Annotated in this window: 12 protein-coding genes; 11 read left to right on the forward strand and 1 reads right to left on the reverse strand. The window is 59.6% G+C overall.

Translation table 11 applies throughout. The features are described from left to right. Positions 1-266 precede the first annotated feature (266 nt). The 6 genes from rutA (ABW043_RS05955) to ABW043_RS05980 all read left to right on the forward strand — a co-directional run bounded on the left by rutA (ABW043_RS05955) (position 267) and on the right by ABW043_RS05980 (position 6,031). Positions 267-1,409, forward strand: a complete 1,143-nt coding sequence (gene rutA / locus ABW043_RS05955) for a pyrimidine utilization protein A (protein ID WP_353920309.1) — start codon at positions 267-269, stop codon at positions 1,407-1,409. A 54-nt stretch (positions 1,410-1,463) separates the two neighbouring features. After that, positions 1,464-2,585: a pyrimidine utilization protein A gene (gene rutA / locus ABW043_RS05960; protein WP_353920310.1), complete on the forward strand. Its 1,122-nt coding sequence runs from the start codon at positions 1,464-1,466 to the stop codon at positions 2,583-2,585. A gap of 40 nt (positions 2,586-2,625) precedes the next feature. Next, entirely contained in the window at positions 2,626-3,756 is a 1,131-nt protein-coding gene (rutA, locus tag ABW043_RS05965) for a pyrimidine utilization protein A (protein ID WP_353920311.1), read from the forward strand. A gap of 12 nt (positions 3,757-3,768) precedes the next feature. Further along, entirely contained in the window at positions 3,769-4,887 is a 1,119-nt protein-coding gene (gene rutA / locus ABW043_RS05970; RefSeq protein WP_353920312.1) for a pyrimidine utilization protein A, read from the forward strand. Positions 4,888-4,988: 101 nt separating this feature from the next. Next, entirely contained in the window at positions 4,989-5,489 is a 501-nt protein-coding gene (locus ABW043_RS05975; protein ID WP_353920313.1) for a flavin reductase family protein, read from the forward strand. After that, a complete protein-coding gene (locus ABW043_RS05980) occupies positions 5,486-6,031 on the forward strand; it encodes a cysteine hydrolase family protein (RefSeq protein ID WP_353920314.1) in 546 nt (181 codons plus the stop codon). The genes ABW043_RS05975 and ABW043_RS05980 overlap by 4 nt, the downstream gene beginning before the upstream one ends. Here the strand turns inward: ABW043_RS05980 and ABW043_RS05985 are convergent. Then, the gene (locus ABW043_RS05985; RefSeq protein WP_353920315.1) at positions 6,028-7,023 is read right to left on the reverse strand and encodes an asparaginase; all 996 of its coding nucleotides are present in this window, start codon (positions 7,021-7,023) and stop codon (positions 6,028-6,030) included. The genes ABW043_RS05980 and ABW043_RS05985 overlap by 4 nt on opposite strands. 178 nt (positions 7,024-7,201) lie before the next feature. Here ABW043_RS05985 and ABW043_RS05990 point away from each other — a divergent pair, with 178 nt between their 5' ends. The 5 genes from ABW043_RS05990 (at position 7,202) to ABW043_RS06010 (ending at position 12,119) form a co-directional block, all read left to right on the forward strand. Further along, positions 7,202-7,708 (forward strand): flavin reductase family protein, encoded by a 507-nt coding sequence (locus ABW043_RS05990; protein WP_353920316.1) that lies wholly within the window; start codon positions 7,202-7,204, stop codon positions 7,706-7,708. A 243-nt stretch (positions 7,709-7,951) separates the two neighbouring features. Next, positions 7,952-9,253: an ABC transporter substrate-binding protein gene (locus ABW043_RS05995; RefSeq protein WP_353920317.1), complete on the forward strand. Its 1,302-nt coding sequence runs from the start codon at positions 7,952-7,954 to the stop codon at positions 9,251-9,253. 62 nt (positions 9,254-9,315) lie between these two features. Next, positions 9,316-10,185 carry an ABC transporter permease gene (locus ABW043_RS06000; protein WP_353920318.1) on the forward strand — a complete coding sequence of 290 codons (870 nt, stop codon included), beginning with the start codon at positions 9,316-9,318 and terminating at the stop codon, positions 10,183-10,185. Positions 10,186-10,197: 12 nt separating this feature from the next. After that, entirely contained in the window at positions 10,198-11,037 is an 840-nt protein-coding gene (locus ABW043_RS06005; protein ID WP_353920319.1) for an ABC transporter permease, read from the forward strand. A 62-nt stretch (positions 11,038-11,099) separates the two neighbouring features. Continuing rightward, positions 11,100-12,119 carry an ABC transporter ATP-binding protein gene (locus ABW043_RS06010; protein WP_353920320.1) on the forward strand — a complete coding sequence of 340 codons (1,020 nt, stop codon included), beginning with the start codon at positions 11,100-11,102 and terminating at the stop codon, positions 12,117-12,119. Positions 12,120-12,358 lie beyond the last annotated feature (239 nt).

The raw sequence follows: 12,358 nt of genomic DNA on the forward strand, positions 1-12,358 counted from the left end.
GGTAGGAGGGATGACCGGGAAATCTGTTGAGTTAGTTCACGTCAGCTTGAATAGGGTCTCCGCCTCGATCCTGCAGTGACGAGAGGAACGTGCTCCCCAAATAAAGCGCCATCAGGCCTGTTGATGAGCAATGCCTACTTTGTGGGGACGTTTTCCTTGTCGCGGGTGCGCGTCGTCGAGGCTCCTGAATTGCCTTGAGAATTTCTCACGCCCCGAAGGTGGATTTGTCGATTGGCAAAGGCCGTCTCCCGGCCGACCATCCTGACATGGTCCAAAGATCCCTCAGCGGTCGATTGTCAGGAGAGCATCACGTGACGCAGATTGGCGTATTCATCCCGATTGGTAGCCGTGGCTGGCTCATTTCGACCACCTCGCCCAAAACCTTTCCGACCTTCGATCTCAACAAGACCGTGGTGCAGCGCGCCGAGCATTACGGGCTCGACTTTGCCCTCGCGATGATCAAGCTGCGTGGCTACAACGGCCCCAGCGAATATTGGCAGCATAATCTGGAGAGTTTTACGCTCATGGCAGGCCTTGCTGCCGTGACCAAGAAAATCCAGCTTTTTGCTTCGGTCGCCATGCTCACCATGCCGCCTGCACTTGTTGCGCGCATGGTTTCCACGATCGACTCGATCGCGCCCGGTCGTATCGGGGTCAATATGGTCACCGGTTGGCAGCCCAAGGAATATCAGCAGATGGGGCTGGAACTCAGCCCCGAGCACTTTGCCCGCCGCTATGAATATGCTGCTGAATACGTGCAGATCATGAAGGACCTTTGGGAAACCGGCACATCCGACCTCAAGGGCGATTTCTTCCAGTATGACGACTGCAAGCTCTCGCCGCGCCCCAGTGCTCCGATTCAGATCGTCGGGGCCGGCCAATCGCCTGCCGGCATGGATTTCGTCGCCAAGTATGGTGACTACAACTTCGTCGTCGCTGGCGGTCTCAACCAGACTGATGGCTGTCGTGATGTCGCCGGCCGCGTGGCCGAGGCTGCTGCACGCCACGGCCGTGGCACCGGGGCGTTTCAGCTTGTGATGGTGATCGCTGATCGCACCGACGAAATGGCCTTCGCCAAGTGGGAACACTACAAGACCGGCACCGATATCGAGGCCCTTGAATGGCAGGCAAGCCAGGCTGGCGCCGACACCAAGGCCAATGCCAACTCGACTGCCGCGCTGCTCAAGAAGGGCATTGAAAATCCCGAGCCAACCGGCATGACCAAGATCATTGGGTCTTATGAAAATGTCGCGCGCATGCTCGATGAAATCGGCACGACGCCCGGCATCAAGGGCATCATGCTCACCTTCGACGATTTCGTCACCGGTATCGAGCAGTTCGGCGAACATATCCAGCCGCTGATGAAGACGCGCAATGCTGGCCTCAAAGCCGATCAGGCCGCAGCTTAGGTCTTATGGCTCCGCGCCGGAGCGGGGTCTCTCCCACACATCGAGAGTGTAAAAATGGTCCAGATCGGGGTCTTCATTCCCATCGGCAGTCGCGGCTGGCTGCGCTCAACGACGTCGCCGCGTCTCTATCCGACTTTCGACATGAACAAGACCATCGTGCAGCGCGCCGAGCATTATGGACTCGATTTCGCCCTCGCCATGGTCAAGCTCCGCGGCTTCAATGGCCCCTCGGAATTCTGGCAGCACAATCTCGAACCATTCACGCTGATGGCCGGCATTGCCGCCGTCACCCAGAAGATCAAGCTCTACTCATCCATCGCGCTGCTCACCATGCCGCCGCCGTTGGCTGCGCGCATGGCGTCGACCATCGACTCCATTGCGCCCGGTCGTTTTGGGGTGAACATCGTTACGGGCTGGCAGCCCAAGGAATACCAGCAGATGGGCCTCTGGCCCGGCGATGAGCATTTCAAGAACCGTTACGACTACGCGACCGAATATGTGCGTGTGATGAAAGAGCTCTGGGAGACCGGCACCTCGAATTTCCAGGGCCAGTATTTCCAGATGGATGACTGCAAGCTGTCGCCGCGGCCATCCGCCCATATCGACATTGTTGCCGCCGGCACGTCGGATCGCGGCATGGAATTCGTCGCCGAGCATTGCGACTACAATTTTGTCTCCTCGGGCGGCGGCATCAACGAGGCCGACAAGGCCGGTGACAATGTTGCGCGGCTCAACACCTTCGCCGAAAAGACCGGCCGCAAGGTATCCGCGCTGACTGGTTGCATGGTTATTGCCGACCGCACCGACGAATTGGCCTGGGCCAAGTGGGAACACTACAAGCAGGGCACCGATCTCGAAGCCATCGAATGGGCCCATAGCCAGTCGAGCGCCGACAAGGGCGCCTCGGCCGACTCCACGGCAGGCCGAATGGCCGCCAATACGCTTGCCATGCTGAAAAACCCGCAGCTCGCCGAGCCCCACGGCGGTTTGCGGCTCATCGGCTCCTACGAGAACGTCGCGCGCATGCTCGATATTATCGCAGCGACGCCGGGTCTCGGCGGCATCATGCTGACCTTCGACGACTTCATCACCGGCATCGAGCAGTTCGGCCAATACATCCAGCCCCGGATGAAGAGCCGCTCAAAGCTCACTGCTGCCAATCAGAACGCCGCTTGATGCGCGCGACATCAAACAAAGCACCGCTAAGGAGAACAAAATGGTCAAACTGGGTGTCTTCATCCCCATCGGCAGCCGCGGCTGGTTGATTTCCACCACGGCGCCGGAGACCTATCCGACCTTCGATCTCAACAAGACGGTGGTTCAGCGCGCCGAGCACTATGGCTTCGATTTTGCCCTCGCGATGATCAAGCTGCGCGGATTCAACGGTCCCAGCGAATATTGGCAGCATAATCTGGAAGCGTTCACGCTCATGGCCGGCATTGCCGCCGTGACCAGCAAGATCAAGCTCTACGCTTCGATTGCACTTCTTACCCTGCCGCCGCCGCTCGCGGCGCGTATGGCGTCGACTATCGACTCCATCGCGCCCGGCCGCTTCGGGGTGAACATTGTCACCGGCTGGCAGCCCAAGGAATACCAGCAGATGGGCATCTGGCCGGGCGACGAGCATTTCCGCCGCCGCTATGAATATGCCTCCGAATACGTCCAGGTGATGAAAGACCTCTGGGAAACCGGCACGTCCAATTTCAAGGGCGACTATTTCCAGATGGACGACTGCAAGCTGTCGCCGCGTCCTTCTGCCCCGATCGAAATCGTGGCGGCCGGCGCGTCCGATCGCGGCATGCAGTTCGTGGGCGAGCATTGCGACTACAATTTTATCGGCGCTGGTTCGGGCATCAACAACACCTCCAATGCCGGCGATAATGCCAAGCGTCTGCTTGAGGTGACGAAGCCCTATGGCCGCAAGGTAGGCGCCTATACGCTCCTCATGATCATTGCTGACCGCACCGACGAAATGGCTTTTGCCAAGTGGGAACACTACAAGGAGGGCACTGATCTCGAAGCCATCGCATGGTCGCGTGATCAGTCGAGTGCCGACAAGAATGCGGCGGCCAATTCCACGGCGGGCGGCATGGCGCGACGTGCGCAGGAAATGCTCAACGATCCGTCCAAGGCCGAGCCCACCGGCATGCTCAAGCTCATCGGCTCCTACGAAAACGTCGCGCGCATGCTCGACGAAATCGCGGTCCAGCCGGGCATCGAAGGCATCATGGTGACGTTCGACGATTTTGTCATCGGCATGGAGCAGTTCGGCCAATATATCCAGCCGCTGATGAAGACGCGCAATGTGGAGCTGGCGAAGTCCGGCTCGTCCAGCGAAGCCGCGTGAGGGAGCAAGCGGATGACCAAGATTGGCGTTTTCATTCCCATCGGCAGCCGCGGCTGGTTCATGTCGACCACCTCGCCCGAGACCTATCCGACCTTCGATCTCAACAAGACAGTGGTGCAGCGGGCCGAGCACTATGGCTTCGACTTCGCCCTCGCGATGATCAAGCTGCGCGGCTACAACGGCCCCTCAGAGTTCTGGCAGCATAATCTCGAGGCGTTCACGCTGATGGCCGGCATTGCTGCGGTGACCAGCAAGATCAAGCTTTATGCCTCAATCGCGCTTCTGACCCTGCCGCCGCCGCTTGCCGCCCGCATGGCGTCGACCATCGACTCCATCGCGCCGGGCCGTTTCGGCGTCAACATCGTCACCGGCTGGCAGCCTAAGGAATACCAGCAGATGGGCCTCTGGCCCGGCGATGAGCACTTTAAGAACCGCTACGCCTATGCCACCGAATACGTGAAGGTGATGAAGGAGCTATGGGAGACCGGCACGTCGAACTTTGACGGCGAATATTTCCATATGGACGACTGCAAGCTTTCCCCGCGCCCATCAAGCCATATCGACATCGTTGCGGCCGGCACGTCCGACCGTGGCATGCAGTTCGTGGCTGAAGAGTGCGACTACAACTTCGTCGGCGCGGGCGGCAAGATCAACGAACCGCAGCTCGGCGGTGAGAACGCCCAGCGCCTCATGCAGGCGGCCGAAAAGACCGGCCGCAAGGTCGGTGCCTATACGCTCATCACCATCATTGCCGACCGCACCGATGAAATGGCCTTCGCCAAGTGGGAGCACTACAACGAGGGTGTCGATCTCGAAGCGATCGAATGGATGGGGCAGCAGTCGGGCGCCGACAAGTTCTCGGCTTCGACCTCCACGGCCGCGCGCATGGCAGCCGGTGCCGCGCAAATCCTCAAGGACCCCAGCCAGGCAAAGGCCAATGGCGGGCCGAAGCTGATCGGCTCGTACGAAAATGTTGCGCGGATGCTCGATATCCTTGCCGAACAGCCGGGCATCGACGGCATCATGCTGATCTTTGACGATTTTATCACGGGCATCGAACAGTTCGGCCAATATATCCAGCCGTTGATGAAGAGCCGCAACGGCGCCCTCGCCAAGAGTGCGGCCGCGTAAACAAAACCGGTGGTTGGAACGCCCAGCCATCCACTCTCGGGCTGTCACCTCGGCGAAGGTTGGGGTGACAGGCAGAGGGTGTTGCAAGATTGGAGACTAACGTGACTGACACCCTGACAGCCGAACGCGTCATCGATGTCCGCACTTTCTGGCAGGCCGTGGGCCTACGTGCCGTGGGCACAGCCATCGTCACTGCGGAAGCCGATGATGGCCCGCGCGGTTTCCTCGCCCTGTCGGCCACCCATCTTTGTGCCGATCCGCCGATGCTGATGGTTTCGGTCGACAAGAAGACCTCGGCTTTCCAGACCATGGTCGATGGTGGGCACTTTGCCATCAACTATCTTTCCACCGATCAGGCCGATCTCGCTGGTCCCTTCGGTGGCAAGGGCGACCTCAAGGGGGCTGACCGCTTTCAGCTCGGCTCCTGGACCAAGCTTGCCACCGGTGCTCCGATCCTTGAAGGGGCTGCCGGCGCCATCGATTGCGAGATTGAAGAAATCATCGAGCGCTTTGGCACGGCTATCGTCATCGGTCGGGTAAAGGATTTTGCGTCCACCCCCAATGTGAGTCCACTCGTCTCCTACAAGGGCAAGACCCTGTGAGCGAGCGTCGTTCCGCGCTGCTGATCATGGACTTTCAGCCCGATATCGTCAGCAATTTCCCGGCCGCCGGAGCCATCGCCAACACCCAAAAAGTGTTGGCCGCCGCCCGCAAGGCCGGCATGCCCATCGCTTATGTTGTCGTGGGTTTTCGTCCCGGCCATCCCGAGGTCTCGGCCAACAACAAGGGTTTTGCCGCCGCCAAAGCTGCGGGCCGGTTGGTCAATCCGGTGGTGATTGATGAACTTGCCCCAATCGAAGGCGAACCGGTGGTCTACAAGCGTCGCGTCGGCGCGCTTTACGGCACCGACCTGCCGGTGATCCTTTCGGCCTTCGAGGCCAACCACCTCGTCTTGACGGGCATTTCAACCAGCGGCGTCATTCTCTCGACCACGCGCCTTGCTGCTGACATGGACTTTGCCGTCACCATTCTTGCCGATTGCGTTGGCGACAACGATGCTGAAGTGCACGACTTCCTACTGACGAAAATCCTGCCCCGCCAGGCCGAGATATCCGACTCGGCCAGCTTCATAGCCTCGCTCTAATAGGTAGCAAAAATCCGCATGATCTCTTCGCGCGCGCTGGTTTTGCCCAGCGCCAGTGCGAGGAGAATGCGGGCCTTCTGCGGATTGAGATTATCCGCAGGGATGAAGCCCAGTTCCAAGAGGCGCGCGCTTTCGTGAACCATGCCGCTGCCGGCGCGGGTCGATTGCATGACGACGACACCAGCCGCCGCAGCACGTTCAAGTGCCGCAATCTGGCCCGGAGGTGCCATGCCTGGCGCGAAGCCGGCAGAGACGATGCCCTTTGCACCAGCGGCAACGAAGGCATCGACATCGACACCGTCGCCGCCGGCATAGGCATAGCTGATATCGACGCGGGGCAGGGCGACGAGCTGGGCGAGGTCGAATTCGGTTTCGGGAGCGGTGATGCGCGTGGTGTTGCGATAGTAGCTGACCACCGTGCCGTCGACATAACCGAGCATGCCGAAATCCGGTGCCCTGAATGTCTGGAGCCTATAGGTCGCAGTTTTCGTGACTTCGCGGGCCGCATGGATTTCATCATTGAGCAGCACGAGAACCCCGCGTCCGCGCGATTGCGGGTGGGCGGCAACCCGGCAGGCGTTTACGAGGTTCATCGACGCATCGCTCGAAAGCCCGCTCAGCGGTCGCTGCGATCCGACGACCACGACCGGAACTGAAACCTTCAGTGTCAGACCAAGGGCATAGGCCGTTTCTTCGAGAGTTGCCGTACCGTGTCCGATGACGATACCGGCGAGATCTGCATGTTCGCGCTCGAGTTGCGAGCACAGCGCCGAAAGCGCTTTCCACTCGTCGAAGAAGATGTTTGGGCTCGGGACATTGCCGAAGGGCACGGCGAAAATCTCGGCCACTTCCTGCACCTGCGGCACGGCCGCCAGGATATCGCCGGCGGGCAGCATGGTTTTGTGCGCACCATAGTGGACGATGTCGAGCGGCCCTTTGCCGATCGAGGAAATGGTGCCGCCCGTACCAATGAACGCAATCTTCTTCACCATTTCATCCCGCCTTGCCGGTTTGTCCATGCTGCAAAGGCTAGTCCTCCTGCACCGTGAAACTAGTCCAGAAATTCTCACTCAAGGCGATGAGAATTGGTCAGTTGGCACAAAAGGAGGCAGTGTCGATAGTTTGCCCATGTTTGCCGCAATCTCTCGCAGCAGGAAGGGACCAGCCTCGATGAACAAGGATCACTTCAAACTCGGCATGCGCCGCCTCGCGGCAGGTGTATCGCTGATCACCACGTCAAACGGCGGTCAGCGCCATGGCCTCGTCGCGACGGCCGTCAACTCCGTTACTGCCGATCCGCCGACGCTTCTGGTCTGCATCAACAAGAATGCTTCCGCGCATGCTCATGTCGCAGAGGCTGGCATCCTCTGCGTCAATATTCTCGCCGATGCCCATGAAGATGTTGCGGCTCGCTTTTCGAGTCCGGTAGACCGCGAAAAGCGTTTCGATCACGGCGAGTGGAAGAAAATCGTTACGGGCGCTCCGGCGCTGGTCAATTCCCTCGTCAGCTTCGACTGCGAAGTGCGCCAGGTCGTGCCTTACCAGTCTCACACAATTTTCCTCGCCGAGATCGTCGGCGTCGAGCTCTGGGCCGAAGGCATCAGCCCGCTGCTCTATCTCGATGGCGCCTATCGCCTTCTCGCCGAGAAGCAGCAGGTCTTTTCCGTCGCCAGCTAAGACGGACGAATAGGTCGAGCGAACCCAATCCACCCTCGCGCGGGGCCGGAGCCGAAAGGCTTCGGCCTTTTCACTTTTGTGCTTAGATTTGAAGACATTGCAGGGCAGCCCTGCGTCTGGCGCAGCCGAAATCTAGCTCTTGGCAACCTATGAGTTAATCTCATTTGTCGTCATCTTAGGTTCATTCAATCCTCTCCTTCGAAAGGCCTGCGCCCCAAGGCAGCGCCACCAGGAGAGACGACAATGAGTGAGCAGAAGAACAAGGGACTTTCCCGCCGCGGATTTATGAAGGGCGCCGCCGCAACAGCAGGCGCCGCGCTTGGTTCGGGTGTTATCACCGGCTTTCCCACCTATTGGGCGCAGGCCAGCAAGGACATCACGATCACCCATGTCGGGTCGATCTACACCACCAACCCGACCGTTGCCGAACAGGCCAACAAGGACCTTGGCTTCACCGTCCAGATGCAGACCCTGGACAATACGACGCTCATCAATCGCCTGCTCACTCAGGCAGAAACCGTCGATGTCGCCGACTTCGGCAATACCTCGATGGGCTATTTCAAGAACAAGGGGGTCCTGATGCCGATCCCCGTCAAGGAATACAAATACTGGGATCAGACCGTGCCGCTGTTCACCCAGGGTACCTATGCCGATGGCAAGCCCTATTCGATGCAGGGTTATGCCCCCATCAAGTCGCAGTTCTGGGTCGATGAATCAGCCCAGGAGTATTCGCCGACACCGACCGACTGGCTGGTCGGTATTCCGGTCATGTACAATGCCGATACCCTCGGCGTCCGCCCCGACCTCGTGCCGCACAAGGTCACGAGCTGGAAGGATCTCCTGGGTTCCGATTTTGCCGGCAAGGTTGCCCTCCAGGATGGCGTCAATGTCGGCGTGCCTGACGCGGCCGTGGCGCTCGAAGCTGCGGGCCTGATGACCTATGTCGACAAAGGCAACATGACCCGCGAAGAGATCGACAAGACGATCGATCTGCTCATCGAACTGAAGCGCTCGGGCCACTTCCGTTCATTCTGGACCAACTTCGACCAGTCGGTTCAGCTCATGGCCTCGGGCGAAGTCGTGCTGCAATCGATGTTCGCGCCGGCTGTGACCGAAGTGCGCACACGCGGCATCGAGTGCCAGTATTTGCCGCTCGAGGAAGGTTCGCGCGGTTGGTACATCTTCCAGTCGGCCATGGCTCACCTTGACGCCGGCGACAAGCTGCGCCGCGATTGCGTCATGGAATATATGAACTGGTGCAATTCGGGCTTCAACGGGGTCTATTTCTCGCGCCAGGGCTTCTACTCGTCCGTTCCGGACCTGATGAAGGCACAGCTTCCCGAAAACGACTACGGCTACTGGTACGAAGGCAAGGCAGCCACGGCCGACATTATCGATCCGTTCGGCAAGGTCATGGAAAAGGCCGGCGCCGTGCGCGATGGCGGCTCGCTCTGGGACAGAATGGGCAATGTCGGCATCTGGAACACGCTGATGGACGAAGATCGTTACTTGGTCCGTCGCTGGCAGGATTTCATGGCCGCCTGATCCCGTCTGCAAAGACTCCGGGATGCGTCCCGGGGTCTTCCTTCCCCATTGGAGCTCCCTCAATGAGCAGCATGACAGTGTCACCCCGCGCAGCGTCGTGGTTGCAGGCCACCCCATTCACCCTGATCATGACGTGCCTTGTCATGGTCCCGCTGGCAATCATCGTTTCGGTCAGCTTCATGGACTTCGGCTTCGCCGAAATCATTCCCGAATTCTACCTCGGCAACTGGACCGATTTGCTGAGGTCCAGCCTGACCTTTGACACCTACAAGACAGTTTTCCGGCAATTGGCGATCGTCTGGACGATCACCCTCCTGCTGGGTTTTACCATCTCCTACTATTTGATCTTCCACGTTCGCTCGAACATGTGGCGCGCCATTTTTCTCGCCGCCTGCGCCATTCCGTTCTGGACCTCCGGACCGATCCGCATGATCTCCTGGGTGCCGCTTCTGGGGCGCGAAGGCCTCGTCAATCAGGCGCTGATGGGGACCGGCGTCATCGATCAGCCGATCTCCTGGCTGCTCTATTCGGAATTCTCGGTGATCGTCGTTTATGTGAACATGCTCACCATGGCCATGGCCGGCCCGATCGCCAATTCGATGGCCAAGATCAGTCCCAGCATCATTCAGGCTGCCCGTGATCAGGGTGCGTCCGAATGGCAGGTGATCACCGAGGTGATCATTCCGCTCATCAAGCCCGGCATTGTCGTGGGCACGATCTTCATCATCACCGCTGTCATGGGCGATGGCTTCCTGGTGCGCGCCATGAGCGGCAACCAAATGAATACCCCCGCGGTCGCGATCATGAATGAGATCAATGCTTTCCAGTTTCCTCCGGCCGCAGCCAAGTCCGTGGTTCTGCTGCTGGTCGTGCTCGGCATGGTCGGCCTGCTGCTGCGCTTCGTCGATATCCGCAAAGAACTGGCGCGTTAAGGAGAGACCAAGATGGGCACACGGCGCTCTGCATCCTATTACATCCTGTCTGCTGTCTTCGCTGCATTCCTGCTCTTTCTCTATGGGCCGATGCTCTGCGTTTATCTCCTCTCCTTCCAAGGGCCGGAGGGCGGCATGAGTTTCCCAATGCGCGGCTTCTCCCTGGTCTGGTTCGAGACGCTGTTTACCGCCGGCGGGCGAGGCGTGGGCGACATCCACAATTCCTTCATTCGCTCGCTCCGGCTTGGCGCCATCGTTGCGGTGCTGACCATGCTTATCGGTCTTGCCGTCGGCATGAGCTTCCGGCGTCGCTATCCCGGCAGCAACTTCGTTTTCTACTCGGCCATCATCAGCATGATCGTGCCCGGCATTTTCGTGGGCTTCGGCATTTCGCTGACGCTCAACATGATCGGCATGCGGCCCCAGTGGTGGTATTCGGGCATCGGCGCCCAACTGACCTGGTCGCTGCCCTTCGCCATGCTGATCATGTTCATCATTCTGGGGCGCATGGACAAATCCTATGAGGAAGCGGCGACGGACCTCGGTGCCTCCTCGTTCCAGCGCTTCCAGTATGTGATCCTGCCGCTGATCCTGCCCGGCGTGATCGGCATGTTCATGGCCGGGTTCACCTCGTCCTACGAGGAAGCTGCCCGCGCGGGCCTCAATATCGGCACCGGCAACACCATGCCCATGGAACTGACGGGCCTCCTTGGCGCCGCCACGACGCCGGTGATGTTTGCCGTGGGGACGCTCACCACGCTCTTCATGTTCACTCTGGTGATTTCAACGCTGCTGGTCTCGGCACGTCTCGCCAAGCGCCGCCAGCTCCGCTTAACCGCCCAACACGCCTGATTGGCCTCCTTCGAGGGATCTTTGACATGAAAATCGACAGCGACTTCAATGCCAAGAAGCTGATGCCCGAAACCGAAGCGCCCGCCGATGGCGGCGTCACGAAATATGATGTGGAGATGATTGCCGTCTCCAAGTCATATGATGGTGGGGCCAAGGCGGTGGATACCATCTCCCTGCGTATTCCCAAGGCAAGCTATTGTTGCCTGCTTGGGCCTTCGGGCTGTGGCAAGACCACGACGCTGCGCATGCTCGCCGGCCACGAAGATATCACCGACGGCGACGTGCTGATCCACAACAAGAACGTCACCGATGGCGCGCCGTCCGCCCGTGGCACCTCGATGATGTTCCAGTCCTATGCGCTCTTCCCCCATCTCAGTGCGCTCGACAATGTTGCGTTCAGCCTCAAGATCAAGGGTGTCGGAAAGACGGAACGCCAGGCCAAGGCCATGGAATTCCTCACCCTCGTGCAGATGGAGCACCTGGCCCACCGCATGCCGGCGCAGCTTTCGGGTGGACAGCAGCAGCGTGTGGCGCTGGCGCGCTCACTCATCACGCGGCCGAAAGTGCTACTGCTCGACGAGCCACTGTCCGCGCTCGACCCGTTTCTGCGCGTGCTGATGCGGACTGAATTGAAGCGTATCCAGACCGAACTCGGGATCACCTTCGTGCACGTCACCCATAGCCAGGAAGAGGCGCTGGCGCTGAGCGATCTTGTCGTCGTCATGAGCGATGGTCAGATCATGCAGGCTGGTTCGGCGCGCGACGTATTCGAAAAGCCCGCCAATGCCTTCGTCGCCAAGTTTATTGGCGGGCACAATGTCATCGCGGTGGACGACCGGACGGTTTCGGTGCGAGCCGACAAGTGCCGCATCGTTGAAACGGTGGGCGGGGTCAATATCCCGGCGACGGTGACCAGCATCGAGTATCAGGGCTCCATGGTCCGCATTCTGGTCAAGGACGAAGCCGGCAAAGAATACTGTGCCCAGATTTCGGACACGCGCTTCTTCTCCGACCCGCCGGCGGTCGAGGAGAAGGTGATGTTCTCCTGGCTCCCCGAGGATGAATGGCTGTTGGCAGCCTAAGCCCACCCTCAGACAAACGACTGCAACGCCTCGGATCTTCCGGGGCGTTTTGTTTTTAGGCGTGACGATGTTGCTGACGGTCGTTTGAGCCGCGGCCGTCGGGTCGCGGCTATCCAGTGAAATCAGGCGGGAACCACAGTGCCGGCGGCGATGGGCGCGCGGACCTGGTCAAAGAGCCAATCCTTGAAGCGATTGACGGTCTTGGGAACCGTCGGGCTCCAGGAGGAGACGAGGTAGTA

Origin of the sequence: Devosia sp. (genome assembly GCF_040509215.1) — a bacterium.
Classification (GTDB): Bacteria; Pseudomonadota; Alphaproteobacteria; order Rhizobiales; family Devosiaceae; genus Devosia.

Coding starts and splice junctions, on each gene's coding strand:
- rutA (WP_353920309.1), top strand. CDS start 267: ATGGTCCAAAGATCCCTCAGCGGTCGATTGTCAGGAGAGCATCACGTG.
- rutA (WP_353920310.1), top strand. CDS start 1,464: ATGGTCCAGATCGGGGTCTTCATTCCCATCGGCAGTCGCGGCTGGCTG.
- rutA (WP_353920311.1), top strand. CDS start 2,626: ATGGTCAAACTGGGTGTCTTCATCCCCATCGGCAGCCGCGGCTGGTTG.
- rutA (WP_353920312.1), top strand. CDS start 3,769: ATGACCAAGATTGGCGTTTTCATTCCCATCGGCAGCCGCGGCTGGTTC.
- ABW043_RS05985 (WP_353920315.1), bottom strand. CDS start 7,023: ATGGTGAAGAAGATTGCGTTCATTGGTACGGGCGGCACCATTTCCTCG.
- ABW043_RS05990 (WP_353920316.1), top strand. CDS start 7,202: ATGAACAAGGATCACTTCAAACTCGGCATGCGCCGCCTCGCGGCAGGT.
- ABW043_RS05995 (WP_353920317.1), top strand. CDS start 7,952: ATGAGTGAGCAGAAGAACAAGGGACTTTCCCGCCGCGGATTTATGAAG.
- ABW043_RS06000 (WP_353920318.1), top strand. CDS start 9,316: ATGAGCAGCATGACAGTGTCACCCCGCGCAGCGTCGTGGTTGCAGGCC.
- ABW043_RS06005 (WP_353920319.1), top strand. CDS start 10,198: ATGGGCACACGGCGCTCTGCATCCTATTACATCCTGTCTGCTGTCTTC.
- ABW043_RS06010 (WP_353920320.1), top strand. CDS start 11,100: ATGCCCGAAACCGAAGCGCCCGCCGATGGCGGCGTCACGAAATATGAT.